Genomic DNA, 26,873 nt, shown 5'->3' on the forward strand with positions numbered 1-26,873 from the left:
AGTATATTTTAGAAAAACATATGAGAGTTAGAGCAGAAACAGGCCTTTCAATAAAAAAGAAAACCTCAATTTTATGTGCATTTTCTATTGAAGATACAAACGTTGCAATAGGATTAGGAAAATTCAATAAAAAAATAGATCAGACAATTTCACAATCATTACAAGAGATAAAAGGAAAAAAAGGTAAGATCGCAATTATTCATTCACATAAAGAAATCTCATCAGAGAGAATCTTGATTGCAGGATTAGGTAAGAAGAATAAATTAACATCAGATGTAATTAGAGATGTTACAGGAAATATTACAAAAAAGATTCATGAATTAGGAATTAAGGAATTTACAATTATCACACCAGAAAAGATTTCAATTAAAAATGATCAAGTTGTATCAGCAATTGTAGAAGGTGCAAACCTTTCATTATATGACTTTGATTTATACAAAAAAGAAAAATCAAATAAAAAAGAACCGGATTTAACACTATTGACATCTGATAAAAATGCACAAAAAATAATTAAGAATTCAATAACAATATCTGATGCAGTTAAGTTTACAAGAGATGTTGCAAATCTTCCGCCAAATGAATGTCCTCCAGCAAAATTAGGCGAAATTGCAAAACAAATAGCAAATCAAAATAAAATGAAATGTACTGTATTTTCAAAAAATGAAATAAAATCTAAAAGACTGGGCGGTGTAACAGCAGTTGGACAGGGAAGTAAAAATGAACCTAGATTCATAATTTTAGAATATAGAAATGGGAAGAAAGAGCAAAAACCAATTTTACTTGTAGGTAAGGCTGTAACTTTTGATACAGGTGGAATTTCTTTGAAGCCAGGAGAGAAGATGGATGAGATGAAGTTTGACAAATGTGGAGGATGTACAGTATTAGGTGTAATGAAAGCAATTTCAGAATTAAAACTTCCAATCAATGTGATAGCAATTGTTCCTTCTGTTGAAAATATGCCAAGTGGAGATGCATTTAGACCAGGAGATATTGTCAAATTATTTAATGGAAAGACTGCAGAGATTCTAAATACAGATGCAGAAGGAAGATTGATTCTAGCAGACGGACTTGCTTATGGAATAAAACATTTCCAACCATCTTCAGTAATGGATTTTGCAACACTAACTGGAGCTTGCATTGTAGCATTAGGAACTAATGTGGCAGGAATTGTAAGTAATAATGCAAAACTTGCATCAAAGGTGAAATCATCATCTGCAAAAACATCAGAAGAAGTTTGGGAACTTCCAATAAATGATGATTATATGGACATGGTAAAATCAAAGGTTGCAGATATTAGAAATCTTGGAATGGGAAGAGCTGCAGGAACTATTACAGCTGCAGCATTTTTAGCAAATGCGGTAGGAAACGTACCATGGGTTCATTTCGATATTGCAGGAACTGCATGGATACAGCCATCTACAAAAAGTAAATCTTACAATTCACACGGTGCAACAGGATTTGGTGTCAGATTAGTAGTAGATTACCTAATGAACCAGAAATAATTCATGGTTTTACGATTTTTCTAAATATCCAATTTTTGATTTTCAGCAAAGCAAACACCCAGATAAAAATCAGAATCATTGCAATTAGCACTTTGAAACCAGAATTTATGAGGGGATCCAAATTACCATCACCAGAAAATGAAAGGGGACCTACAAAAAGCACCATCAAACCACCGCCAATAATAATTAAAATCCACATTACAAAAATGAATGAGAATATTGCAAGAGACATTAGACATTAACTCCCATCATAAATGCAGTAATTATTGCAAGTATTCCAGAAAATATTGCAAGTTTAAAGATTTCAGTACCTATTTGTTTTTCAGATAGTGGCTTTTTTGCAATTAATAATCTAACTAAAGTAATTGGAGCATGGTTTTCAGAAGTTGATTTTAATTTCCAATCATCAGTATGAGAAGTTGGATTTTTAATTTCACGGTGTTCAACAACTTTCTTAACACTAGAAAGAAACAAAAATGAATTAATGATTGCAGGAAGTATTGCTATTGCAGCTATAACTTCTACACTACCAATTATAGCAATTGCACCATAAGCAGCACCAAATGTTATTGCACCTGAATCACCAGGAAATATTTTACTTGGAAATTTATGATATTTGTAAAATGCTAATGATGAAAATGCTAAACAAAGAGAAATAATTGCAACTTCATAATTTTGTAATATGAATAAGGATATTGATAATGCAAAACTTGCAATTGTTATAAATCCACTTGCGACACCATTTAGTACATCAATTGAGTTTATTGTATTTCCCATGATTGGAATCATAAATACAACTAATGCCATGTAAAGTAATGGAATTGATACCGAACCAAATAATGGAAAGTCCAAGTTTGAATCATATGCACCAAGTAAGAGTATTGGAGCTGCACAGAATGCAAGTGCAAGAGGTTTAAACCAACCACCCATAGTTTTTTTGTCATCAATAAGACCAACAATAAACGCAAAGAAAGTTGTTAGAATAACAGCTAGTATTTCAGAGATAGGGAAAAATACATACAAAATTATCAATGATAATTCTATTCCAACAATTATTGATAGGCCTCCAGGTCTTGCAATCATTGTTTTTTCTTTTTTGTTTGCATCAACTACTGTTATGTTACGTTTTTCTAGAGCACGAATTACAAAAGGTGTCAAACCATATACAGAGAAAAATGCAACGACTATTGCAATTATTGCTGGGATTATTAGTTGTTCCAATTATTTGACCTTTTTTTCTACTTGAGACTTGATACTTTTTGCAAGAATCATACCAATTTTATCTATTGCTGCTAATTTCTCAAGAGGCGCTTTTTTGAGTGTGGTTTTGTTTTTGTAGCCATTTTTGTATAAAATTTGAGCACGAACTCGTCCAATTTGTTTAATTTTTACCAATTCAAGATATTTTTCTGGAACACCATGAACTACTTGTAGTCTGAGTAGATCTGATTCGTCAATGAGATTTTGGTATTCAGATACAATCTTTTTTTGTTCATTTTCTTTAGCGTGATCTCTCCAAAATTTAACAATCTCAGTAAAAGTATAGACCAAATCTTTTGCATTTTCTTTAATATAGAATATATCACCAGGTTCAGCATCAAAGTGTTCTGACATATCTTGGTAAGTCATGGCATCAATCCACTTGTAAAGAATTAACAAACTTTTGAAGCAGTCCTCGTCTGAAAATTTTTGTTGTGTGTATAATTTTTCATTTTTATTAATTAAATCATCCATATCTTCTTGATATTTATCAGGTACTGGAAACTGTGAATAAAATTCTGGGAGATTTGTAATCATATGCAATATTCCAAATGTATGTTTTGTTCCTCTTACATAATCTTCAACATAACCAGTCATATCAAAGGCAGTTTTTGGATCAATTCTTAAATAAAAAACTCTAATACCAAATTTTGTAGGTTCAAAACCATTGTCATCAGTAATCATTCCATATTCTTTTAATTTTTCAAGTTGTTTTGTTATCTTTTTTTCTAACACAGAATCATTTGATAGTTGGTATGCAGCAAAAGTTTGTGAAAAGAATTTAATTATTTTTTCATAAGATGTTGGCTTAAATTTAGATGCTGTAAAAATAAATCCAAGTAAATTAATTCTTAATGAACTATCTTCATCCAAAGTTTTTGATTCTAATGGTTCAGGTTCACCATCAACATAATGTTCTAATATTTCATCAGGATATCCTTTTGAAATGATTATTGATTCTCCCATATCATCATATTGGGGTCTACCAGCTCTTCCACACATTTGTTTATATTCTAAAATACTAATTTTTTCTAAACCATTGTTTGTATATCTCATAACACTTGGAATTACAACTCTTCGCGCAGGCAGATTTACACCAGCAGCTAAAGTAGGAGTTGCAGTTAAAAATTTTATATGTCTATTTTTATATTCAGTTTCAATTATTGTACGACATCTTTGATCAAGTCCTGCATGATGAAATGCAGTACCATTTTTCACCATTTGTGCCAATTCAGTAGTTAATTTTGTATTATCATAACTATCCTTTGGAAGAATTTTCTTTGAAATTTTTTCTAATTCTTTTTTTTGGTTTTCATTAAGCATTTTTACAACATCTCTTCCAGCCTCCTTTGCCCACGCTACAGCATTTTTTCGTGTCATTGCAAATATCAAACATTGATCTCCATCATCAACAGTATCCAATCCTAAACCAATCCAATCTTTCTGATGTCTAGATTCCTGACGATCGTTTGAGAGATTTCCTTCAGTTTCTTCTCGGTCTTGGTTCGTTATGATATGTCTACTGTATACGGCTTCAGATAATGGAACTCGTCTAAATGTACTCTCAACTAAATCGCAATCTAACCAATCCGCTAATTCATCACTATTCGATATGGTTGCACTGAGTCCAATTATTCTAGGTGGATTTTTTCCAATAAATCCAGATCTAAGTCTAGTTAGAACAATTTCTAATGTTGGACCTCTAGTATCATCACCAATCAAATGAATTTCATCAGAGACTACCAAACCTATATCATAGATCCAATCTTGTTGAAATGCCATATTTGCATCCATACTTTCATTTGTGAGAAATATTACATCTGCATCTTCAAGTTTCTCTTTTTTTTCTTTTGAATCTCCAGTGGATAATGCAACTTTTATTTTTCTACCTAGATTAAATTTCTCTAATTTTTTAAATTCTTCAAATTTTTCACTGGTTAGGGCACGTAAAGGAGTTAGATAAACAACTTTTGTCTTATGTTTTGAAAGATGAGAAAGAGTTGCTAACATTGCAATTAGTGTTTTTCCACTTGCAGTAGGTATTGTTACTAAGATGTTTTTCTTGTCGTCAAATAATCCAGCTTTTACTGCTTCTTCTTGTGGCTCAAATAGTTTTTCATACCCTTGAGAAGTTAGAAAATCAATTACTTCAGGTTTTAGATCTAATTTACTTATTTTCATACTATGTTATAATGACCAGGTTTTGACTCATAAATAGATGAGTCTCTAGCCATTTTTCGAATAAAGTTTTTAGCTTCTTCTTCAGTAAACTTTTCAGTCTTTGCTAATTCTTCTACCAATTGTTTTTCTTCTACAGGGGTTTTATGTTCACCTTCAAGTGATTTCATTACATCCATGAATAACTGCATCTTTGATACCTCACTTCTAGGTCTTCCTTGTAATACTCCAAGATCCACTTTTCCAGTATTAACATCAATTCCTGCATCTTCAAACATACTTTGTAATAGATCAATTGCACGTTGCGCATCATCACCCTCAACTTGAGTTTTCATTAGTAAACGTGCTCTTGCAGTAGCCAATCTAATCAAACCCTCTAATTGTCTAGGCGTGACTGTAATCATTTCTTCAGCCTCAACATTTCTCATCTTCATATAATAATCAAGAATTTTTTCTTCAGCCTCCTTAGTTAAGATTGGATTTATTCTTTTTACATATGATAAATATTTGGTTAATGTTTCAGAATCAATTTGTGATTTTTTATCAATTCCACTTGGAGTGTGTAAATTAATTATGTGTTTAGCAATTTGTGTATCTCTTTCTTTTGATGGTTTGTCACGAACTACAAAAATTAAATCAAATCTTGTTAGTAATGGAACTGGAAGATTAACATTTTCTGTAATATTTTTGAAAGGATCATATTTTCCAAACATTGGATTTGCTGCTGCAAGAATTGAAGTTCGAGCATTTAATGTTGCAACAATTCCTCCTTTAGAAATACTTGCTGTTTGTTGTTCCATAACTTCGTGTAATGCACTTCTATCTTCAGCTTTCATTTTATCAAATTCGTCAATACAAACTAAACCTTGATCACCAAGCACTGTTGCGCCAGCTTCCAACATGAAAATTCCATTTGTGTCTCTAACAACTGCTGCAGTTAAACCAGCTGCAGTAGAACCACGTCCAGAAGTATACAAACCACGAGGAGCTACTCTAACACAGAATTTTAACATCTCACTTTTTGCAGTACCTGGATCACCAACTAGGAAAACGTTGATGTCACCTCTAATTTTACTACCATCTTCTAATTCCCTTTGTGTAGAACCAGCCATTAGTAACAAAATTGACTCTTTGATAATTTCATGCCCTGTAATATGAGGAGCATACGAGTCAATCAATTGTTGATACAAATCAGGACTTTTGGATAATGATTTAATCATTTTTTCTTCTTCAGGTGAAATTTCCTCTCTTTGAATTCTTCTTGATTTTTTATCTTTTTTACTACCTAAAAATTCAACATTATTTCCATCCAATCTTAATCGGTACAAAGGACTACTGTTCTTTGATACACCACTCATTTTCTCTTGTTCGATTCTAACTATTCCCGTAAGAACTACTCTATCACCAGGTCGTGCGTTATCTACCAAATCTTGTTTTACAGTAACATCAAGATAATGAGGTAACTGTCCAGGTGGAAGATCTTCAGGCAATTCTTGTAAACGTACAAATTGTACATCAATAAAACGGCTTGATTCAGGCTCTACACCGAGTTCTCTGTGAGTACATTTTGGATTTGAACACTGTACAGGAGATGTTAAAGATAAACCATGTCCAAGTAGAACATCAGTTCTATGTCCTTCTGGACAGACAAAAACTAATTCTTTTGCAAGAGGTTTTACTTCAGATGCTCTTAACACCATTCCAGAAACACTAGTAATTTTTCCAATAACTTCAGCGTTAATTTGACGCAAACTTCGCTGAACAGGATAATTTGCAATTCTTGCTCTTATTTCATGTTCAATTTTTTTTGCATATTTTGGAAAACGTTCTTGTAAAATTTCCTTTATTGCTCTTGAGAATGCTTCAAGAATTGAATCAGGATTTTCACCAAAAACAGATTCAATGTCAGGATGTAATACAAGATCGTTATAATCAATATTGATAAATTTAGATTTTGATGGCATCATATTATCAATATCATCAACATATCGGAAATTTCCTTTTTCATCCTTAAACTCTAGTAAGAATTTTTTTACATAGTCAGATAATGCAGATTCAGTTTGTGTTTCAAGTGTCATTTCTTTTTACCCAATATTTGTTCTTTAAATGCAAGACTAGCATTATGTATCTGATTATAATATACTTCTTCTTCTACACTAAGTTTTGACGAGAGGTCAGATGTAAGTTTGGATGAATCTGCCAATCTGACAATTTTACCCTGACGTATTCTAACTAATTGATTTAACATACTCTCAGCTTTATCAAAGTCAACAGTTTCAAGTTTTTTCATGTATGCATGAAGTTTAATGTAAAAATGTTTGTCTAATGTCGCAAGTGTATCTTCATCTGCAATATCTTCTTTAACTTTTGCTTGTTTTAATTCTTTAATCATATCTTGCTCATGTAAAATTACATGTTTTTCTGATTCTAAAATATCAGCAACCCATCTAGGAATATTCATCATTTCATTTTCTTTTCCGTCTATCTGTACACCAGATACATCCATCTTTAGGTCATGTTTGAATTCGACTTTAACATCTTCTAGACCATATCCTATCGAATGAACTTTGATTACATCTTCTAATTCCAATATTGATCACACACCTTTCAGGGATTTATGGACAGCGATCGATCAATTTTCTCAACAATTAGCTTTGATCATTTGATCCTTCTAGGCATTTATTAATAACAAAATGGGTTTGCAACTATGACAATTTCAGATATTATGTGGGTAGAGAAGTATAGACCAAAGAAAATCTCAGAAATAGTCAATCAGAAAGATATCAAAGGTAGCCTTTCAGCACTACTCAAAAATCAAGAAGAGATGCCACATTTACTTTTTTCAGGTTCTGCAGGAGTTGGAAAGACTACGATGGCATTGTGTATTTCTCAAGAGATTTTGGGAGACAAATGGAAAGACTACACACTAGAGCTGAATGCATCAGATGAAAGAGGAATCAACATGGTAAGAGAAAGAGTGAAAAAATTCTCACGATTTGCAGGACTAGATACAGAGATTCCATTTAAAATAATTATTTTAGATGAGGCAGATGAGATGACGTCAGATGCTCAAACAGCATTGAGAAGAATTATAGAAGACACAGCAAAATTTTGTAGATTTATTTTGATTGCAAATAACATTTCAAAAATTATCAATCCAATTCAAAGTAGATGTGCAGTTTTCAAATTTTCACAAATTGATGAAAAAGAGATCACCACACATCTAAAAGCTGTATTAAAAAAAGAAAAAGGTAAGGCTGATGAAAAAGGTCTAAAAGAAATCGCAGGATATGCAGGAGGAGATCTTAGACATGCAATCAATCTATTACAAACCGCTGCAAGTACAGGAGATATCACTCAAGATAGCGTGAAAGCAGCTGCAGGATTAACAAAAACAAATGATGTAGAAGATGTTTTAAAATTAGCAGTTTCTGGAAAAATTCAAGATTCTAGAAACAAAATGATTGAGCTGGTCAAAGTGTATGGAATGTCAGAATCAGACTTTCTCAAATATATCAATCAAGCATTATTTTCTGCAAAATATGATAATCTGGAAGAGTTATCACAGATTATAGCAAAATATGATTATCGAATTTTAGTTGGTTCAAATCCAGAAATTCAATTATCAGCAATGCTAGCAGAATTAGGTAAATTTTCTAAATAATTAAAAACCCTCAGGTGGTTTTTGCACAAATACATTGCATACAAGAGCATCAGTTTTTTCATCTCTATATTGAACATTACAAGAGACAAATTTTCCCTTTAATGCACGCTCTAAATCTTCAAGAGTTGTTTCCTTGTATTCAGGATTTTCAGGATTATCAATTTTAGATATTATGATTTTTTCAATTCTGCCATACTGTTCCTGATTATCTTTTCTATAATGAGTCACATCTAATTCAAATGCATTTCCAGAGATACATCTTACAACTGGTCCTCCAATTCCATCTCCCATGAAAAATATGAGATAATACAAGTATAAATTTCAAAATTAAAACGCCGAGAGAGGGATTTGAACCCCCGCGTTCTTGCGAACACAGGCTCTCAAGGCCCGCGCCCTACCAGGCTAGGCGACCTCGGCAAAAATTGGTGGTAAATACTGCTTAAAATTTGTAAGTATCAAACGAGAAAGTGAAAATTTAGAGTAAATCTAATCGTGTGCGTGAGGATTTTCTGAACCAGATTCCATTTTCACAAAAGTTCCAGCTGCTTTCTCGTGAGCTTCTAAGTTAGATTGATCAACAAGAACAGCTTGTGGTGGACAAACTGAGACACATGCCATACAATAGATACAGTCATGTTCTCTTATAGCATCTGCTTTGTCGGTAAAATCGCGACGTTCTTCTTTTTCAGTTTCACCTACACCTTTCCATTCAGTGGTATCTTTTACTGCGTCAATTCCTGATACATCCTTATCAGTTCTATACCATTGAAAAACTTGCACGGGGCATGCTTCAATACAAGCACCATCTGCAACACAAACATCCCAATCATTTGCAACCATTGTTCCAGTAATACCAAGTTTCTCCATTTTTTCGCCGCGTTTTTCATAATCGGCTAAAACTTGTTCATTCTTGGATGCATCCCATTCATTTTGTCCTTCACCTGCTTGTGATGGCCAAACCCAATGGAAATTACCAGAAGGACCATCAATGATTTTACCAATTGGTTTCTTATCACCGTGGCAAAAGTCTTCATTAATTGGCATTATTCTAAGATCGTAGAGTTATTATTTAAATCTAAATAAAATTAGTGGGAACTAAACATGATTTACAAATATTTTGAAAATATCTACGTTCATATCTTTTCACGTTAACTGACATCATGGACATTATCAAATATGACATTTACAGTGGTCCAAATATTGGAATCTATAGTACAGTAAATGATGAGTTTATTTTTCTGCCAAGAGGATTTGCAGATGGGAAATCTGAAAAATTATCAGAATACCTAGAAGTCAAACCATTAGAGGTTTCAGTTGCAAATGCCAGAGTATTGGGGGTTTTGATGGTAGTAAATAATCATGGCATGCTTTTGCCTAGCACATGCTCAGAGGGAGAATTTAATCACTTTAAGGAAAATACAGATCTTAATGTAGAAATCTTAGATGTAAAGAATAATGCACTTGGAAATATGATGAGTGTGAATAACAAAGGTGGAATTGTGTCACCATTAATTCCAAAAGAGGATTTGCAAAAAATACAGGATGTTTTAGATATAGAAGTATTACAATCCAAAATTGCAGGATTTCAACAGGTTGGAGCAGTCATGGCTACATCAGAAAAAGGAACTGTGGTTCATCCAGAAACAGATGAGGAAGATATGAAGACCATTAGTAATTTACTAGGCGGGAATATTGAAGCTGCTACAATTAATGGAGGAATACCATTTGTATCATCCGGAATATTAGCAAATAACAATTCAGTTGTAGTTGGTTCACTAACTAATGGTCCAGAAATTATGATGCTCACTAGAGCATTTTTACATTAATAGTTTTTTTACATGTTCTAATAACTCAGAAATTAAAATTTTATTTTCAGTTCTATCTGACATATTTCTTACAACAACCATATTTTTTGAAAGTTCATCTGGACCTACAATTATAACAAATTTTGAGTTTGTTGATTGTTCCATTTGTTTTTTTAATGCTCGACCAGATAGATCAATATCAGTGGGGATAGAATTCTCTCTTAAGATAGATGCAATCGTCATGGCATTTGATTTCACATCTTCATTTACATACAAAACAGAAATACGATTAGTTTTTTGTAAGAATGATGAATTTTGATTTTCCAAAGCAAGTATTATCCTTTCAACACCACCTGCAACACCTGTAGCGCCAAGATCATCTCTACCAAAAACAGATGGCAAATTATCATATCTTCCACCACCGACTAATGCACCAATATCGAAGTTTTTATCAAAAGCCTCAAAAACTATTCCTGAATAATAATCAAGACCACGAACAATTCCAAAATCAATTTGAATATTATTTACATTGCGATTTTTTAACGATTCAAAAAGAGATGTAAGTTCAGTCCAGTTTTCAAATTGTGTTACATCGAATTTTTTAGATATTTCATCTGGAGATCCTTTCAATTTTGAAAATTCTATTATTTTTTCTAATTTTTCTTTAGAATATCCCTTTTTTTCATATTCAGATATGATTTCCTGTTCAGATTTTTTCTGAATTTTATCTATAGCACGAAGAATATCTGAAATAACCTCGGAATTTTCAGATTCAAAAATTGATGAGATGTATGATTGAGTGATTTTTCTGTGCGAGATACTAAGAACTATGTTTTCAAGACCAAGATTTGAGAAAAATTTTGAGGTAAACTCAATAATTTCTGCATCAGTTTCAGTATTTTGTTTTCCAAATATTTCAATATCCCATTGATGGAAAAATCGATATCTTCCTTTCTGTGGTTCATCATATCGCCACACTCCTCCAAACGCAGAGATTTTTGCTGGAAGTTTCATTGATTTTTGTCCAGCAATATATCGTGTTAGACCAATTGTAAAATCAAATCTTAATGAAACTTCTCGGTCTCCTTTATCATTGAAAAAATAAACATCATCACGAATTGTAGGTCCACTTTTTGCTTCTATAACTGACATCAATTCAATTGGAGATGGTTCCATTAAATCAAATCCAAAAGTATTGGCAGTTTCAATAAAATGTTGTCGGATATATTCAATTTTTTGAATTTCCATATTTTCAAAATCTTTCATTCCTCTTGGTAGATCCATTTACAAAAAAAATTGAAACAACGAATTTAGACTTTGCTGTTGTAGTTGTAACTAATTAATAATAGAATATCATGGATATGAAGTGAGTTACAGAACATTAGAGCACGCAACAGACGCAATAATCGAGGTTACTGCAGATAATTTGAAAGAAGCATTTCAGATAGCAGGGATTTCTGTAATAGAGACAATTCTAGATAGCACAAAAGTCGACGAGATAGATAGTAGAAAGTTAGTAGTTAAAGGAAAAGATCTCAAATACTTGTTATATAATTGGCTTGAAGAGATCATAATTTTAACCATCACAGATGGATTTGCTGGAAAAAGAATTGAAATAGATATTCTAAGAAATGAAAATTACGAAATACATGCAGAAGTTTTTGGTGAAGCAATAAATTTGAAAAAACATGAATTCAAAGTTGAAATAAAATCACCTACATTCCATGAAATGGAAATTAAAGAAGATGATAAAATCGTGATGAAGTATTTACTTGATTTGTAATACAATAAATATTGTAAATAAAATAATGAATTATGGAAGATGAAGAATTAGAAAATATTAAGAAAAAACAACTAGAAGATTTACTAAAACAACAAAATATCAATAATATTCTAAATGAAACACCTGTAATGGAATTGACATCGCAAAATTTTAACCAAGAAATTAGCAATAATGATTTACTTCTAGTAGACTTTTGGGCTGAGTGGTGTGGACCTTGTAAATCAATGCACCCAATATTTACAAGAATGGCAAAAAAATACAAACAAGTTAGATTTGCAAGAGTGAATGTAGATAATGCTCAAGATATTGCAATGAAATACGGCGTTCAATCAATTCCAACATTTATCATGTTCAAAAATGGTGAAATTGCAAATCAAATGGTTGGAGCCGTAGGAGAGCCTGGAATACACATGATTTGTAAGAAGTTTACAGAAAATCAGTAGCCATAGACAGGATTAGTTTCTCGTTGAATACTAACAATTTCATTTAGTGTTTGTAATTCTTCAGAAGAAAGTTTATGAGCATATTTTTTCAAAAGTTGTTTTGCTTCTGATGGAGTAGGTAAGGTGTAAAATACATCTTCTTCATTAATTTGTCTTCCAATTGTAACATTTTGTACAGAACATGCAACTTCTTCACCGGTTTTAACTTCTTGAACAGTTTTACCGTCTGCCTCTAGTGAGTGAATGTTACCAATTTTCTTTCCATTTTTATTTGTAAATGCAATTTTTTGTCTAAGTGTTCCGATATCAACACGTATTCCAAAGACAGCAGGGTTATTGTTACGGAAAGTATATCCTTTTAGAAAAGTGAATTTTGATATCGGAGTGAATTCTTTGAAAATAGAATTTTCAAGATCTGATTTGTCATCATCTACCCACTGAGAATAAGTATCAATTAAACTATAGATTACTTTATCCTCAAATACTCTTATGTGACTTTCATCACATTCGGTTTTTGCATCATCAAATACTTTGACATTAAATGCCAAAATGACTCCAAGATGACGGTCCTTATCTTTAATTGCTTTTGCTTGCATTACATCTCTACGTGTTACAGGACCGATGTCAGCTTTTGCTATAGGTATTTGTTGTCTTCTAAGCATTTCAGTAATAGCTTCTAGTGAACCAATTGTATCACATTTTAAAATTAAACCAGTGGTTTCTGTATCAATAAAAACAGATTCCATTTCAGATTCAAGTGTTTTTTTGAACTCTTCTGCAATTTCTTGTTTTGGAGAAGCATAAACGGTTGTTCCTGGAAGAACACCGTCAAGGTCAGGTGATGCAATTTTTATTCCTGCTGCGGCTTGTACCTCATCTATTGGTTTGAATTTATCTCTCGGATCACGCATTTCATCTAGAGGTTTAGGTAACAAGAGAGCCTTAGGTTTTGTAATAATTACAGAATCTCTCTTTGCTAGAACAATATTGTCATCTTTTTGAAGATGACCATCAATTAGAATCATGTTTGCTGTTGGGCCTAATCCAACCTCATCATTTACTTCCAAAACAATTCCACGTGTTTGTTTTTCTTCTTGTTCCAATTTTTTACTTAAGAATTGTTGTGTCAAACCAACTAGTACGGCCAATAATTCAGGTATTCCAACACCAGATCTAGCACTTACAGGTACAATGGATATTTCTTTTTTGAAATCTTGAACTCTATAGAATGCTTCAGATTGATAACCCAGTATTGATAATGCCCCCACAACATTGTAAATTTGCTCATCAATGTTTGTCTGTATAGAAGGAGACTGTTTCTTTATTGCTTGAGAAATGTATGCATCATCGGTTTGCTGCCAACCAGATATCATATCCACTTTGTTTAGTGCAACTACGAATGGTACTTTACGACTTTCAAGAATTTTTAGACTTTCATTCGTTTGAGGCTGAAAACCACGATTGATATCAACAACTAATATTGCAATATCAGCAGCAGAACCACCTCTTGCTCGAAGATTTGTGAACACCTCATGTCCGGGTGTATCAATTACTAAAATTCCAGGTACTTTATTTTCTGCGTTACCTAATTTTTCATAAAGTGAACCACATAATTTTTGAATGATGTCATCAGGTAAGAAACTCGCTCCAATATGTTGAGTTATACCACCAGCTTCTCTACCTTGTACTCCGGTTCCTCGAATTTTATCTAAAAGGGATGTTTTCCCTGAATCAACGTGACCTAATACAGCCACAATGGGTTGTCTTATACGCAATGTGAATCACTTGAATACCACACTTACTTCCTTATCAAAGCTTTCTGTTGAATCAGATGCATGTATTATGTTTTCAGTGAAACCTAAACCAAAATCACCGCGAATTGAACCAGGTTCAGCTTCAAAAGATTTTGTTGCGCCAACCATCTGTCTTGTTGTAGCAACAGCATTGTTACCTTCAACAACTGTGACAACAACTGGACCAGATGTCATGTATTCTAGTAATTCACCAAAAAATGGTTTATCTTTATGAACTGAATAAAATTCAGTTGCTAGTTCTTTAGTAAATGTAAACATCTTTAGTTTTAAAATTGTAAAACCTTTTTTTTCAAATCTTGAAATTATTTCTCCAATTAATTTTCTTTGTACACCATCAGGTTTTACAATGAATAATGTTTGTTCAGACAATTTACTTCTTCTGTTTAATTCCGCCTTTAACGTATTTGTTTGTCCATTTGAATTTTCTAGGATCTCTTTTGAGAGTCATGTAATTTTTTTTACATTTTGCAGAGCAGAACCAAAGAACAGTTCCATCATTTTTAACGAACATTGTTCCAGTACCCTTTGCTACAGGACGGTCACAAAAACTACAAGGTTTTACTAACAGACTCATGATAATCACTAATGTAATTTCTTTGCCTCACGTTCAGTTTCACGTAAAATTAGTACTTCGCCAACTCTAGGTGAGCCTTTAACATTTCTAGTTAGAACACGACCTTTGTCTTTACCTTCACGAACTTTAACTCTAACTTGGATAACTTCTCCTGCAATTCCAGTTCTTCCAACGATTTGAATAATATCTGCAGGAGTTAATACGTCAACTTCAGATTCTTTTTGCTGACTCATTGTTCAGTCGAGCCACCTTTTAGTTTAGCTAGGGATGCAACAACTTCATCGACAATATGTGATGCATCTCCGGATTCTAATATAGCAGCGGCAGCTGATGTGACATCAATTCCAAGAGCTTTTCCTAGTTCTTGTTTACTTGGAACAAATGCATAAGCTGCTTTTTGTTCTTCACAGATTAGTGGAAGATGTGCTACAACCTCTGGAGGTTCTACATCTTCTGCAATAATGATTAATTTACTAATTCCACGTTCAATGGCTTTTGTTGCCTCATTTGTACCTCTAACAACTTTACCAGATGTTGCAGATACTCTTAGGGCTTCAAGGATCGGACTAACAAGTTCTTCCGGTGTTTCAAATTTTACGTAATATGCTTTAGCCATTATGAGCATGCCCCAAAATGGTCTTAAATATGTTATCAGGCGAGAATTGATTTGGTTTTTTCAACAAAATTAGAGATTAATGAATCTAGATTTTGTTGAGAGTTTGATTCTCCATAAATTCGAATTATAGGTTCAGTTCCACTTGGTCGAATCATGACCCAGTTGTCTTTATCCACTTGAATTTTTATTCCATCAGATGTGTTTGAATCAGGAAATTCTTTCAAAAGCTCGGAAATTACGATTTTTGATTTTTCTAAAGAACATTCTATCTTTGTTTTTGTGGTAAAACTTGGAGGTAAGTTTTTGATATTTTGGCTAAGATCCAATTGAGACTTTGAGAGTAGATCTAACATTAGCGCTAAAGTCATAGCACCATCTCTAACATGATTATGATTTCCAAACATAAAACCTCCATTTTCTTCATAACCCACTAATGCATCATCATTTACCATTCTTCTAGAGACTTCTACACTACCCACTTTAGTTCGTACTACATGGGAATTGGTTTTTTCAACAATATTTTCAATGATATTACCAGAATTGAGACAGGTCACTACCTGTGAATTAGGATATTGTTGAAGAAGGTAATCACAAAGAAGTAAGGCAGAACTATCACCTGTTAAGATTTTTCCAGTTTCATCACAAAAAATACTTCTGTCACCATCACCATCAAATGCAATTCCAAAATTTGAATTTGTATCAACAACTAATTTAGATAATTCATCAAGGTTTTGAGGGGTTGGTTCTGAACCACGACCTGGAAAATCACCATTGATTTCCTCGTTGATAGTATGGACATCACAACCTAAATTTTCACATAATTTTTTTGCCGTAACAGCTTGTGCACCGTTTCCAAGATCCAAGCACACTTTGAATTTTTTTGCCTTTATAGAATCAATATCAATTAAGGAAATTATTCCATCAATGTATGTTGAAATAACATTTGTTTCTTCAAATGATTTACCAAAAGTACTAGCTTTAATCCAATTTTTTTCATCAAAAATTTGCTCAATTTTTCGTTCATCTTCACGAGAGATTTCTACACCATCTGATGCTACAGGTTTGATTCCATTGTATTGTGGAGGATTGTGTGATGCAGTAATCATTAATCCACCATCATAACCTAATTTTTTTGTCGCATATTCTAAACAAGGAGTAGGCACAAGTCCAGCCATATAGCAATCCAAACCTGAATAATTTAACGCTGAAGAAACAACTTTTGCAACAATTGGACTAGAATGTCTGCCATCATATCCAACCAGAATTTTTCCTTGTTTGAAATGGGCTGCTAGTGACATGACAAGATCATTAACGAATTCTAGTGTAAAGTCCTCAGAAAAAACACCACGAACACCGTTTGTGCCAAATAATTTTTTCATATTTTCAATTCAATACCGATAAATTTGTCTGTTGTTGCACAATCCTTGCGGGTGTCGCCCAGCCTGGTCAAAGGCGCAGGGTTTAGGACCCTGTCTCTTAGGAGTTCGTGGGTTCGAATCCCACCACCCGCATTATTTGATTTTTTTTACAAAATACCTTAAGCATATATGAGATTAAACAGAAACGTCGGCATTGAAAAAAACATTAATCGGAATTACAGTAGTAGGAAAAGACAAGGAAGGAATTGTAGCTAATTTTACAAATTTTGTTTTTGAGCGAAAAGGTAACTTAGAAAGAGTAAATCAAAATGTCATTAAAGGTCTTTTTGGCATGTATTTGGAAGCATCATTTACAAAAAAGATCGACATAAAGAGATTTGATTCTGATTTAGAAAAATTGGGTAAACAATTGCATATGGAAGTGAATACACATCACGAATCAAATTCACAAAAGAACATAGCAGTGTTTGTAACAAAAGAACCACACTGTCTACAGACATTAATTCGCGCACAAACAAGAAAAGAGCTAAAAGGAAAAATTGCAGTGGTAATTGGTACAGAAAATACTCTTTCAGGAATGGCAAAAAAAGCAAAATTACCTTTCGTATTAATTAATGAAAAAAATCAAGATAAAGCTGAAGCTAAAATCATTCAAGTGTGCAAAAAATATGATGTTGACTTAATTGCATTAGCAAGATACATGAGAATATTAACGCCAAATTTTGTTTGGAGATATCCAAATAGAATAATCAACATCCATCCATCATTACTTCCTGCATTTCCAGGAGCTATGGCTTATGCACAAGCTTTTGAGAGAGGAACAAAAATTATTGGCGTAACATCACATTACGTTACAGAGAATCTTGATCAAGGTCCAATAATTTTTCAAGATTCATTTAGCGTAAAACCTGAACATACATTAGAATCAATAAAAAGAGCAGGACAGAAACTTGAAGCAGAAGTTTTGTTAAAAGCAGTAAGAATGCATCTAGCCGATAAGTTAGAAGTTAGATGGAGAAAAGTACATACAAAGTGATCTGATGATTATTCGAGATCAATTTGATCCTGATTTAAGAAAGAGGATTAAACAAAAAAAACAGATTGCAATAATTCCTGTAGGCTCAATTGAACAACATGGTCCACATCTACCAATTTCAACAGATTCAGATATTGTTACAGAAATTTCATTGAGATTTTCAAAGAAGATTGATGGTATTCTTCTTCCTACAATCAATTATGGAATTTCAGATGAACATTTTCCATTTTTTAATCTAAGCGTGAAAAAATCTACATTATCAAAAATGCTAGATGATATTTGTGGGTCATTAATTAAAAATGGAATTTCCAGAATTTTGATAATTAACGGTCATTATGGAAATTTAGATTCTTTGAAAGATTTTGAAAGAAAAAAGAAGAAAAGTCGAAAGATCAAGGTTCTTTCCTATTGGAAGTATATGGATAGAGAGTTTGATCATGCAGGAAATGTCGAGACATCAATTATGCTGGCGATTTCAAAAAACGTGAAAATGAATAATGCAAAAAAAGGTTTTCAAACAGATGGCATGTCAAAACAAGAAATTTCAAAAATCAACAAACTGGCACAAAAATCATTTCCAAAAGTTACAGGAAATGGAGTTTGGGGGGATCCTACCAAATCATCAGCAAAATTAGGAAGAAAAATCATCAACGAAGTAGTAAATAATCTTGTAAAAGAGTCAAACTTGACTTACTGAAACAAAACGAAAAATTCACCAGTGAACGTTTAATATACTCCTCATTAATGGAATCAATAAGTGAAATAAATGTCCGTAGATATGGCAGTAAAAGTACTCGATGAAAGTATCAACAAAAAGGTACTGATAAAGCTCAAAGGTGGCAAAACCATTACAGGTATGCTACAAGGCTTTGATCAACACATGAACCTGCTACTCGACCAATCAGAAGAGATCCCTTCTGAAGGTGATTCAAAAAGCCTAGGATCCATTGTAGTTCGTGGAGATAATGTTGTTATGATATCTCCTCCAGCAGAATAGGTGTTCTCTAATGACTAGAGGCACACCATCAATGGGTAAGCACAACAAGGCTCACACACATATCAGATGTAGAAAATGTGGAAAAAATTCTTTGCACAGACGTCTACATAGATGTGCAAGTTGTGGATGGCCTGATGCAAAATGGCGGAAATATAATTGGATAAAACGGAGCGTTCCTGCGTTATAATTAATTTTGAAGCTATTTTCTAAAACAAAAAGTAAATTCCAAACTCCATCTATTGGTTCAAATTCACAAATTGTAAGTCAATTACACTCATTAGAAATTGAAAAAGATATTCTAACAAAAACAATTGCCAGACTGTATCAAAATGAAACAGATTTGACTAAAATTCAGAAAGATAGACTACTACTAAGATATCAACATCAGTTAGGCGTAGTCATTACTAGAATTGAGAAGATAGAGAAAGCAAGTAAACACCCAGATCTAGGACCACTAGGTGATGGATTAATTACATTAATGGATCAGAAATTATCACAACTTGATCAAAGACTATACGAATTAACATCAAAGATTCAGGTTGCACAAGTAGAAAGTGATGTTCAGAGCAAGAAAAAAAGTAAGAAATCAGAACAAATAGAAGAAAAATCAAAACCAATTTTTGAAAAACCTATTGAAGAATATGCTAACAAGAGTTCAGAGAAATTCGAGATTACAACTCTTACATCATTGCCAAAATTAGACCCTGTGAAACAAACAAAATACGATGAAATGTTGTCTCAGCTAAGTAGTGATGTCATAACACCACCACCAATGAAACCAAAAGTTTCTGAAGAACAGAAAATTGAAACACCTGAGATTAAACAAACAAGTCTAGTTCCAGTAGTCGAAAATAAACCAGAACCTGTTGTGGAACCAGTTGAGTCGGTAACAAAACCACTTTTCAACAATATGGCAAAACCAATTGTAGAATTACCAGAAGAAGCAGAAATTGATGATGATGATGATGACGACGATCTTGCTGCAATTAAAGCAAGAATTACAAAAACATTGTCAAACATTGAACAAGCAGAGGTCGATTAATGTCATTTGATGATGCCATCAAGGCATTATCTTTAGATGCTTTGAAAAATGTAAAAGATGGACATGTCATAGGTTTAGGAAGTGGACGTGCAGCAACTGCATTAGTTAAATCATTATCAAAATATATCAAAACAAAAAAAATTGCAGTAAAATGTGTACCAACCTCAATGCAGATCAAATTAATCGCAGAGAAAGGAGGTTTAGAATTAATTGATGCAGATCAAATTGATAAAATAGATTTAGTATTTGATGGTGCAGATCAAATTGATAAAAATAAATTTTTGATAAAAGGTGGTGGTGGAGCATTACTAAAAGAAAACATACTGATCAGTGCTGCAAAAAAAGTAATCATCATGGCAGATAGTTCAAAATTTGTCAAAGATTTTAACAGAACAATTCCAATTGAAGTTCAACCCTCAGCAAGACAGATTGTTTGGAAAAAAATTGAAAGATTAAGCGGTAAGCCAGAATTGAGAACACTAGATAGAGGGTATCCATTTTTTACAGAAAATTCAAACATTATACTTGATTGTGGTTTTGGAGTAATCAAAAATCCAAAAATACTACAACAAAAATTACTCAACATTCCAGGAGTAATTGAAGTCGGAATTTTTACAAGAAAACCAGATATAATCTACAAAGCAAAAGCAAACGGTAAATTTGAAATTTTAACTTAATTTTCGTGGTACAAAATTTCCATAACCAGGCTTTCCAATCACTTCAAAATCTTCAGCAACAACTGTACCTCTAACAATTGTTTTTACAGGCCAACCTTTGAGATTCCATCCATCATAAACAAGATAATCCGAAAATCCACCAAAAAGTTCAGGAGATACTTTTTCCTCTTTCTTTAAATCAATCATCGTAATATCAGCGTCATATCCTTTTTCCAAACTTCCTTTACCAGATAAACCAAAAATTTTCGCTGAATTTGTACTTGTTAAATTAACTAATTGATTGAGATTAATTCTATTTTTGTTAATACCTTCGCTAAGTAATATTGGCAATGAGGTTCCAATTCCAGGAAATCCTGCCAAAGCCCCCCAAACATCATCGCCACCAAGTTTTAGTTTTAATTGATTGGCAACATGATCAGTTCCTATTGTATCAATTTCATTATTTTGTAAAGCATTCCATACAGATTGTACATCATTGTTTGTTCTGATTGGAGGCATGACTTTTGCAAGATAACCAGTTTGAGTTTCATGAGATAATGTTAGATAATGAGGACATGTTTCAACAAAAATTTTAGTTCCTTTTTTCTTCTCTTCTTTTATTTTATCTAATGCCAACTTTGAACCAATATGTACAAAATAGATTTGACAATCATATTTTCTTCCATATTCACAGATTATCTGAATTGATTTTGCTTCAAAATTTGGAGAACGACTTTCAGACCATGCGTTTAAGCCATCATGATTTTTTTCTTTTTCTGTTTTCATTCCACATGAACATTCTTGATAATCTTCAGCATGAACTAAAACAGGGCACTTTAGAGATGCTGCATTTTTAACTATTTTTTCAACTAATTCATTTGTAACATTTACTTCAGCAGCAATTAATTTTTCTTCTCCAGGATTCATTTCCATGTATACATGGCCAACATCACCGCCAAGATTCATGTATATTTTAAATGAAATAATTTTATTTTCTGCACAATACTGCATTTCAGCAATTTGAGAATCATCAAAAATTGAGGCATGTAGAGTATAATCAATATAATGAGAATTTTGACTTGCGAGAAGATGTTTGTTAAGAGATTCTTTGTACGAGCCTTTTAATCTAAACATCCTAATCATTGTAGTGACACCACCTATTGCAGCTGCGTGTGATTCACTAATCGCAGCTTGATCAATTGGCGAATAAACACCATAGTGAACATGAGGATCAACTAATCCAGGAATACTCACTAAACCAGAACCATTAATTTTTTTATCACAATCAGGGGCATCGTTAGTGATTAACTCTATTTTTCCATTTTCAACAACAATATTTTTTTCAATCATACCTTTTGGGGTTATAACATGTGAGTCAGTAATGAGTAAATCGTAAGTCATTATTTTTCTAAATTTTCTAGACTGTACTATAGTAAAAATGAATATACATTGTAGAAAAATGCAATTATTAGGGCCGATAGTTTAGGGGTAGAGCGCCACGTTCGCAACGTGGAAGTCGAGGGTTCGATTCCCTCTCGGTCCATTTCACGAAAACATTATACAGAGAAAAGATATAATTTTGTTATGAAAGTATTCAATGGAAAAAAGGCAGCAAATGATTACATGTCTGCACATACATTAGCATTTTCAACACCAGAGCTTACCTTAATGAGATATTCATTTTGGTTAGGAGACATGGTGAAAGACCCAGAAGGAAAAGAAGAGAGTATACCAAGACTTTACACATACGTAGATGAAGAAGATTATGCACCAGTTCAAATAATCGATGATGATAAATTTGAAGCAACAGGTGCGCTTTTTAAATCAAATTTGTATGGAAGTGCAAATGATGGTTCTTCTGAAGAAGAACAATTTTGTTCTGAATGTGGTTCAAAAAATTCACCTCAAGCAAAATTTTGTAGAGAATGCGGAGCCAATCTTAGTTAAAGAATTATTGTTTTGAGCCACATTTCGTGCAAAATTTAGCACCCGGTCTTAATTCTGCACCGCATGATGTACAATTTCCACCACTTTGTTTTGGTGGAAGTAATCTAGGATCTGGTGTAGGTAAAGTTCCTGGTTCATTAAATGAAGAAGCTGAAGGAGGTGCACCCATAACAGAAGGAGGACCGCCAACAGGGTTTTGTGCACTTCCACGAGGAGGAGCACTTGGCATCACTCCTGGTTGACCCATTCCTGGTTGACCCATTCCTGGCATTAATCCAGGAGAATGTGTTGCACCGGTACCACCGCCACCTCTTGAAACTTGATCTAATGCTTTTTTTAATTCCATTAATGAATTAACACCTAAAAATAATAAAGCAGAATAAGAAGCGGTGTAATCACCTAATTTTTGAAAAAATTCTTTATCAGACATTTGTCCAGATTTATACAAATTGTTTGCATCTAGAAAAGATTCGTAATATCCTTGTGTATCAGTAAATAATGCTTGTAACTTATCAAAAGTAAGATTGTATGTATCAATTTCTCCTAGTGACATAATTGAATGAGGAGAATCTAATATTAATAGTTTAGAATAAAAAGAGAAAAATTAGTAGAGCCTAAATTTTATCGAGTGCTCTATCTATCATGTTTTGGTATACTTCTTTAGAGCCTGCGCCTACTTGTTGAGCTATGATTTCACCTTTGTTCAAGAGTAACAATGTTGGAATACTAAACACATTGTATTTTTGTGCAATTTCTTGTGCATTATCAACATTAACTTTTACAAAGTTGACTTTACCATCATAATCTCCAGCAAGTTCTTCTACAACAGGTCCAACCATTCTACATGGTCCACACCATTGTGCCCAAAAGTCCACAAATACCGGTTTTTCAGAATTGAGGACATCAGTTTCCCATGATTTTGGATCAGCTATTTCTGTTATTGCCATGATTAACAAATTTTATCAAAAGTTCACATCTAAAAATGTATTTGTGATTATAACACCGTGTTGCCAAATATTTTAAAGAATTTTCAAAATATACTTAAATGACGTACTGGGTGTATGAGAACATGAGTGCAGAACTTCGATTGAAAAAACTTAGAGGTTCAGGGGGATTTGTTATGGCAAGAGTAACTGATGAACAACAAAGTAAGGGAAATCTTGGAGGACCAGATCTATTTTTAGCTCCAATTGGAAGATTAGAATCAGAATTAATTTCTAAATATACATGTAATACATGTGAAAAAGAGTTTGAAGGTAGTCCAAAAATTGAATTTGAGAATCCAAATGAGGAGGTTGCAGAGAATTTAGTTTTAGCCGAGAGAGGGAAATATCTATGCAATGGATGTGATGCAACAATTGCAGAATATAGGGAATTTAGAAAACCAGATGAGACAATGAATGTAGGATTAGCAAATCCAATAGACCAACAACAAGATACAGGTCTTTCAAGCTTTGATACACCAGTTCAAGAAGAAACTATGTCATCTGAAATTGTACAAGAGCCTATTCCTACTGGAGGAGAATTTAGATCAATTTTTGGTATGGATGTTTTTGATGAAAGTGCAAAAAAAATTGGAAAGGCAAAACAAGTAGGTGTTGATGCAAATCAAGAATTGGTATTAGTTATTTCAGATGATGAAGGAAACGATATAACCATTAGTTGGAGTAGAATTGGAACTGTAGGCGAGGTCATCTTTTTAGGAAAATCTGAAAAAGCAGATGTGAAAATAGAACAAACTGTCGAAGTAGGAAACGGTTTAAGATGTCCAAGTTGTAATTTCGATAACAAACCAGACTCTAAATTTTGTGAGAGTTGTGGCGATAAGTTGGTATAGATAATCGATAAGATTTATCTTAGTAAATTTTCGAGCATACATGATTTGGGAAGTTCAACAAAGAGTCTAATCAAAGATGTAGTGATTATTGTTGTAGCAATTGCTGTAATTTGGTTAGGATTACAAGCAGTTTTTGGAACTTCAAATCCATTTTACGTGGTTTCAAGTGGAAGTATGATTCCAGCGTTAGAGGTTTATGATGTTATAGTTGTTGAAGGAAACACACCGTTTGAAGATATCGAAAAAGGAGACATAATTGTATTTTATTCACCAAAATTATACGAGCAAGGAAAAGAGAGAGTGATTGTTCATAGAGTTAGTTTGGACATGTCAACAGATGCTCAAAAGATAGTAAGAACAAAGGGAGATGCTAATCCATCTTCAATTGCAGGTACAGATTATCCTATAACAGAAAAGGAATATCTAGGTCAAGTAGAGTATGTGGTACCACAAGTGGGTTACATAACACAAATTTTACAACCACCAATCAATTACATAATAATTGCAGTCATAATTGGGGTCATGGTTGTGAAACATTTTGCAGGAAAAGAAAAGAAAAAAATTGAATTTCAGTATACAAAAGATAGTTCAGAAGTTAATGAGCCAGATAACAATTCAGAGGAAAATAAAGATGAGTCAACTGATAATACGCTTCACAAAGAAATAGCTGATGATTCAGACAAAAGTTTTGAAAATAATAGTGATTCAGAATATACTAAATCTTCAGAGTCAATAGATGACGATAAAAAAGAAATTTAATAAAATTACTTTTCAGGTATTTTGAATACACGTTTAAAGTATTCAGAATTTTCTTTCATTTCTTCAGGATCTTCTTTTACTTTAGCCAAATTTTTTGCAAGTTGTTTCTTGTAACCCAATTGCATTTGACGAGCAATTTGAATTCTTTGGGCCTGTGGTGATCCTGCACCATGCATTGATTCAGTAAGATAACCAACTGCATTTCGTCCCATTGTCATATTTTCAATTAATCTTAAGATTCTCATTCTATTTTCAACTTCAATTCCAGATTTACCTTTAAGATATTTTTCCAAGAGTGGTCCAGTTTCTGCACTTCTAAATTCTGCTTCAGATGGCAATGTAACTAGTATTCCACCTGCAACATCTTGAGCAAGTCTTGCTAATTCGTATGGCAATCTAGTAACATTGTGTTTACATACATTTGCAAGCATATCATCATTAAGAAATACACCAGATTTCATCTTGTGACCTTGATATGATGCAGCAATTCCTGCAGCATAGATTGATTCGTTAAGATGTGTCATTTCAATTATTTTATCCTTAATGTGTGAAACTTTTGGAACTCCATTATATTCAGCAATTGCTGCGGCTGCACCAATTAGAACATCACCTAAACCAGTTTTACAAACATAACTTCGTCTATGATAACAAGTGAATCGCTCAACTAGCATAGATGCAAATTCGTATTCACCATCCATAAAGATCATTTCGTTTGGTATGAAAACGCGGTCAAAGATTACCATAGTTTCTTGCCCACCAAATTCAGAGTTTCCAACATCAATGTCACCTGGCTCCATACTACGAGTATCACAAGATTGTCTTCCATAGATGTAAGTAATTCCAGGTGCATCTACGGGAAGTGCACCAACAATTGCATAATCTTTGTCATTTTCTAATAATCTCATAGTAGGCATTACAATCATCCAATGTGAGTTAATTGTACCAGTTTGATGTGCTTTAGCGCCTGTAACGTAAACACCTTTGTCATCTCTATCAACAATATGTAAAAATAAATCAGGATCTTCTTGCTCACTAGGTGCAAGACTTCTGTCACCTTTAACATCAGTCATAGCTCCACCAATTACCAAGTTTTCATGTTGAACCATTTTAATAAATTCTAATAGTCTCTGATGATATTTTGTACCATGTTTTTCATCAATTTCAAATGTTGTGGAATGAAGTGAGTTCATTGCGTCCATACCGACACATCTTTGGAAACATGTACCAGTAAGTTGTCCTAATTTTCTTTGCATTTTATTTTGTAAAACTAAATCTTCTGCACTTTCGGCAATATGCAGAAAACGGTTTACTCTTTCGCCAGAAATTGAAGATTTAGGAAATGCTAGTTCTTCTTCTTCAACTGCAAGATCGTATGTTTTTGCTACTGCATTAATTGAAGGTCTGATCATAGGGTGACTAACTGGTTCTTTTACTAGTTCACCAAACAGGTAAACTTTTAGATCTCTACCTTTGAGACTCTCAATATACTCTTCTCCAGTTCTGATTGGTTTGACTGTTTTTTGCATGTCGACACTACACTTAGTGATTCAAATAATTAAAAAGTTTCCAATTAAAGCTGTG

General features: G+C 33.1%; 32 protein-coding genes and 3 tRNA genes. 17 read left to right on the forward strand and 18 right to left on the reverse strand.

Going from position 1 to position 26,873, the window contains the following annotated elements; translation table 11 throughout:
• Positions 1-20: 20 nt before the first annotated feature.
• Both T478_RS05960 and T478_RS07665 read left to right on the forward strand, forming a co-directional pair.
• Positions 21-1,502 carry a leucyl aminopeptidase gene (locus T478_RS05960; RefSeq protein ID WP_048106000.1) on the forward strand — a complete coding sequence of 494 codons (1,482 nt, stop codon included), beginning with the start codon at positions 21-23 and terminating at the stop codon, positions 1,500-1,502.
• Between the two features lie 92 nt (positions 1,503-1,594).
• Positions 1,595-1,744, forward strand: coding sequence for a hypothetical protein (locus tag T478_RS07665; protein WP_160271577.1), 150 nt, complete (start codon positions 1,595-1,597; stop codon positions 1,742-1,744).
• On the opposite strand, the gene T478_RS05970 is transcribed toward T478_RS07665, so the two are convergent.
• From T478_RS05970 to T478_RS05985, 4 genes are read right to left on the reverse strand one after another with little or no spacing between them, the layout of a single operon-like run.
• The gene (locus tag T478_RS05970; protein WP_048106004.1) at positions 1,734-2,723 is read right to left on the reverse strand and encodes an MraY family glycosyltransferase; all 990 of its coding nucleotides are present in this window, start codon (positions 2,721-2,723) and stop codon (positions 1,734-1,736) included. The two genes, T478_RS07665 and T478_RS05970, sit on opposite strands and share 11 nt — an antisense overlap.
• Positions 2,724-4,943 carry a DEAD/DEAH box helicase gene (locus tag T478_RS05975; RefSeq protein ID WP_048106005.1) on the reverse strand — a complete coding sequence of 740 codons (2,220 nt, stop codon included), beginning with the start codon at positions 4,941-4,943 and terminating at the stop codon, positions 2,724-2,726.
• Complete coding sequence (locus T478_RS05980; protein WP_048106007.1) at positions 4,940-7,018, reverse strand: minichromosome maintenance protein MCM; 2,079 nt, start codon at positions 7,016-7,018, stop codon at positions 4,940-4,942. The genes T478_RS05975 and T478_RS05980 overlap by 4 nt, the downstream gene beginning before the upstream one ends.
• Positions 7,015-7,530 (reverse strand): DNA replication complex GINS family protein, encoded by a 516-nt coding sequence (locus T478_RS05985; RefSeq protein ID WP_048106010.1) that lies wholly within the window; start codon positions 7,528-7,530, stop codon positions 7,015-7,017. Before T478_RS05985 ends, T478_RS05980 begins: the two co-directional genes overlap by 4 nt.
• Positions 7,531-7,647: 117 nt before the next feature.
• Here T478_RS05985 and T478_RS05990 point away from each other — a divergent pair, with 117 nt between their 5' ends.
• The gene (locus tag T478_RS05990; protein WP_048106011.1) at positions 7,648-8,604 is read left to right on the forward strand and encodes a replication factor C small subunit; all 957 of its coding nucleotides are present in this window, start codon (positions 7,648-7,650) and stop codon (positions 8,602-8,604) included.
• Here the strand turns inward: T478_RS05990 and T478_RS05995 are convergent, their stop codons facing one another.
• The 3 genes from T478_RS05995 to T478_RS06005 form a co-directional block, all read right to left on the reverse strand.
• Complete coding sequence (locus T478_RS05995; protein ID WP_048106013.1) at positions 8,605-8,895, reverse strand: hypothetical protein; 291 nt, start codon at positions 8,893-8,895, stop codon at positions 8,605-8,607. It abuts the gene before it with no gap.
• Positions 8,896-8,937: 42 nt separating this feature from the next.
• Positions 8,938-9,021: transfer RNA gene (locus T478_RS06000), tRNA-Ser, on the reverse strand.
• Positions 9,022-9,090: 69 nt separating this feature from the next.
• On the reverse strand, positions 9,091-9,648 hold the full coding sequence (locus T478_RS06005; RefSeq protein ID WP_048106015.1) for a 4Fe-4S dicluster domain-containing protein: 558 nt from the start codon (positions 9,646-9,648) through the stop codon (positions 9,091-9,093).
• Positions 9,649-9,764: 116 nt separating this feature from the next.
• Between T478_RS06005 and T478_RS06010 the strand changes: the two genes are divergently transcribed.
• Positions 9,765-10,430, forward strand: a complete 666-nt coding sequence (locus tag T478_RS06010; protein ID WP_048106017.1) for a translation initiation factor IF-6 — start codon at positions 9,765-9,767, stop codon at positions 10,428-10,430.
• Here T478_RS06010 and hisS read toward each other — a convergent pair.
• A complete protein-coding gene (gene hisS, locus T478_RS06015) occupies positions 10,422-11,693 on the reverse strand; it encodes a histidine--tRNA ligase (RefSeq protein WP_048106019.1) in 1,272 nt (423 codons plus the stop codon). The genes T478_RS06010 and hisS overlap by 9 nt on opposite strands.
• An 82-nt stretch (positions 11,694-11,775) precedes the next feature.
• Here hisS and T478_RS06020 point away from each other — a divergent pair, with 82 nt between their 5' ends.
• Positions 11,776-12,192, forward strand: a complete 417-nt coding sequence (locus tag T478_RS06020) for an archease (RefSeq protein WP_048106027.1) — start codon at positions 11,776-11,778, stop codon at positions 12,190-12,192.
• Between the two features lie 32 nt (positions 12,193-12,224).
• Positions 12,225-12,635 carry a thioredoxin gene (gene trxA, locus T478_RS06025; protein WP_342352448.1) on the forward strand — a complete coding sequence of 137 codons (411 nt, stop codon included), beginning with the start codon at positions 12,225-12,227 and terminating at the stop codon, positions 12,633-12,635.
• On the opposite strand, the gene infB is transcribed toward trxA (T478_RS06025), so the two are convergent.
• From infB to glmM, 6 genes are read right to left on the reverse strand one after another with little or no spacing between them, the layout of a single operon-like run.
• Positions 12,629-14,410: a translation initiation factor IF-2 gene (gene infB / locus T478_RS06030; RefSeq protein ID WP_082008741.1), complete on the reverse strand. Its 1,782-nt coding sequence runs from the start codon at positions 14,408-14,410 to the stop codon at positions 12,629-12,631. The genes trxA (T478_RS06025) and infB overlap by 7 nt on opposite strands.
• Positions 14,411-14,416: 6 nt before the next feature.
• Positions 14,417-14,818 carry a nucleoside-diphosphate kinase gene (gene ndk, locus T478_RS06035; RefSeq protein WP_048106033.1) on the reverse strand — a complete coding sequence of 134 codons (402 nt, stop codon included), beginning with the start codon at positions 14,816-14,818 and terminating at the stop codon, positions 14,417-14,419.
• A gap of 1 nt (position 14,819) precedes the next feature.
• Positions 14,820-15,023: a 50S ribosomal protein L24e gene (locus tag T478_RS06040; protein WP_048106035.1), complete on the reverse strand. Its 204-nt coding sequence runs from the start codon at positions 15,021-15,023 to the stop codon at positions 14,820-14,822.
• A gap of 8 nt (positions 15,024-15,031) precedes the next feature.
• Positions 15,032-15,256: a 30S ribosomal protein S28e gene (locus tag T478_RS06045; RefSeq protein ID WP_048106042.1), complete on the reverse strand. Its 225-nt coding sequence runs from the start codon at positions 15,254-15,256 to the stop codon at positions 15,032-15,034.
• Positions 15,253-15,639 carry a 50S ribosomal protein L7Ae gene (gene rpl7ae / locus T478_RS06050; protein WP_048106044.1) on the reverse strand — a complete coding sequence of 129 codons (387 nt, stop codon included), beginning with the start codon at positions 15,637-15,639 and terminating at the stop codon, positions 15,253-15,255. The genes T478_RS06045 and rpl7ae overlap by 4 nt, the downstream gene beginning before the upstream one ends.
• 35 nt (positions 15,640-15,674) lie before the next feature.
• Entirely contained in the window at positions 15,675-17,018 is a 1,344-nt protein-coding gene (glmM, locus tag T478_RS06055) for a phosphoglucosamine mutase (RefSeq protein WP_048106046.1), read from the reverse strand.
• 47 nt (positions 17,019-17,065) lie between these two features.
• On the opposite strand from glmM, the gene T478_RS06060 reads away from it, so the two are divergent.
• The 7 genes from T478_RS06060 to rpiA all read left to right on the forward strand — a co-directional run bounded on the left by T478_RS06060 (position 17,066) and on the right by rpiA (position 20,770).
• Positions 17,066-17,150: transfer RNA gene (locus tag T478_RS06060), tRNA-Leu, on the forward strand.
• Between the two features lie 61 nt (positions 17,151-17,211).
• Positions 17,212-18,054 (forward strand): formyltetrahydrofolate deformylase, encoded by an 843-nt coding sequence (locus T478_RS06065; protein WP_048106048.1) that lies wholly within the window; start codon positions 17,212-17,214, stop codon positions 18,052-18,054.
• A 4-nt stretch (positions 18,055-18,058) separates the two neighbouring features.
• On the forward strand, positions 18,059-18,751 hold the full coding sequence (locus T478_RS06070) for a creatininase family protein (RefSeq protein ID WP_048106050.1): 693 nt from the start codon (positions 18,059-18,061) through the stop codon (positions 18,749-18,751).
• Positions 18,752-18,820: 69 nt separating this feature from the next.
• A complete protein-coding gene (locus T478_RS06075) occupies positions 18,821-19,051 on the forward strand; it encodes an LSm family protein (RefSeq protein ID WP_048106057.1) in 231 nt (76 codons plus the stop codon).
• Positions 19,052-19,061: 10 nt separating this feature from the next.
• Positions 19,062-19,238: a 50S ribosomal protein L37e gene (locus tag T478_RS07510; RefSeq protein WP_082008742.1), complete on the forward strand. Its 177-nt coding sequence runs from the start codon at positions 19,062-19,064 to the stop codon at positions 19,236-19,238.
• A gap of 6 nt (positions 19,239-19,244) precedes the next feature.
• On the forward strand, positions 19,245-20,093 hold the full coding sequence (locus T478_RS06080; RefSeq protein ID WP_052433912.1) for a hypothetical protein: 849 nt from the start codon (positions 19,245-19,247) through the stop codon (positions 20,091-20,093).
• Positions 20,093-20,770 carry a ribose-5-phosphate isomerase RpiA gene (gene rpiA / locus T478_RS06085; RefSeq protein ID WP_048106061.1) on the forward strand — a complete coding sequence of 226 codons (678 nt, stop codon included), beginning with the start codon at positions 20,093-20,095 and terminating at the stop codon, positions 20,768-20,770. The genes T478_RS06080 and rpiA overlap by 1 nt, the downstream gene beginning before the upstream one ends.
• Here the strand turns inward: rpiA and T478_RS06090 are convergent.
• Entirely contained in the window at positions 20,762-22,150 is a 1,389-nt protein-coding gene (locus T478_RS06090) for a dihydroorotase (RefSeq protein ID WP_048106064.1), read from the reverse strand. The two genes, rpiA and T478_RS06090, sit on opposite strands and share 9 nt — an antisense overlap.
• A 70-nt stretch (positions 22,151-22,220) precedes the next feature.
• Here T478_RS06090 and T478_RS06095 point away from each other — a divergent pair.
• Both T478_RS06095 and T478_RS06100 read left to right on the forward strand, forming a co-directional pair.
• Positions 22,221-22,292, forward strand: a tRNA-Ala gene (locus T478_RS06095).
• A 41-nt stretch (positions 22,293-22,333) separates the two neighbouring features.
• Positions 22,334-22,696 carry a zinc ribbon domain-containing protein gene (locus T478_RS06100; RefSeq protein WP_048107025.1) on the forward strand — a complete coding sequence of 121 codons (363 nt, stop codon included), beginning with the start codon at positions 22,334-22,336 and terminating at the stop codon, positions 22,694-22,696.
• Positions 22,697-22,700: 4 nt separating this feature from the next.
• On the opposite strand, the gene T478_RS06105 is transcribed toward T478_RS06100, so the two are convergent.
• Both T478_RS06105 and trxA (T478_RS06110) read right to left on the reverse strand, forming a co-directional pair.
• The gene (locus tag T478_RS06105; RefSeq protein ID WP_048106066.1) at positions 22,701-23,249 is read right to left on the reverse strand and encodes a zinc ribbon domain-containing protein; all 549 of its coding nucleotides are present in this window, start codon (positions 23,247-23,249) and stop codon (positions 22,701-22,703) included.
• Positions 23,250-23,310: 61 nt separating this feature from the next.
• Positions 23,311-23,643, reverse strand: a complete 333-nt coding sequence (gene trxA / locus T478_RS06110) for a thioredoxin (RefSeq protein WP_048106068.1) — start codon at positions 23,641-23,643, stop codon at positions 23,311-23,313.
• A gap of 122 nt (positions 23,644-23,765) precedes the next feature.
• Between trxA (T478_RS06110) and T478_RS06115 the strand changes: the two genes are divergently transcribed.
• A complete protein-coding gene (locus T478_RS06115) occupies positions 23,766-24,533 on the forward strand; it encodes a hypothetical protein (protein ID WP_048106069.1) in 768 nt (255 codons plus the stop codon).
• A 45-nt stretch (positions 24,534-24,578) separates the two neighbouring features.
• Positions 24,579-25,292 carry a signal peptidase I gene (locus T478_RS06120; RefSeq protein ID WP_048106071.1) on the forward strand — a complete coding sequence of 238 codons (714 nt, stop codon included), beginning with the start codon at positions 24,579-24,581 and terminating at the stop codon, positions 25,290-25,292.
• A gap of 5 nt (positions 25,293-25,297) precedes the next feature.
• On the opposite strand, the gene T478_RS06125 is transcribed toward T478_RS06120, so the two are convergent.
• Positions 25,298-26,818, reverse strand: a complete 1,521-nt coding sequence (locus T478_RS06125) for a 4-hydroxyphenylacetate 3-hydroxylase family protein (protein WP_048106073.1) — start codon at positions 26,816-26,818, stop codon at positions 25,298-25,300.
• Between the last annotated feature and the right edge of the window lie 55 nt (positions 26,819-26,873).

Source organism: Candidatus Nitrosopelagicus brevis, assembly GCF_000812185.1.
GTDB lineage: Archaea > Thermoproteota > Nitrososphaeria > Nitrososphaerales > Nitrosopumilaceae > Nitrosopelagicus > Nitrosopelagicus brevis.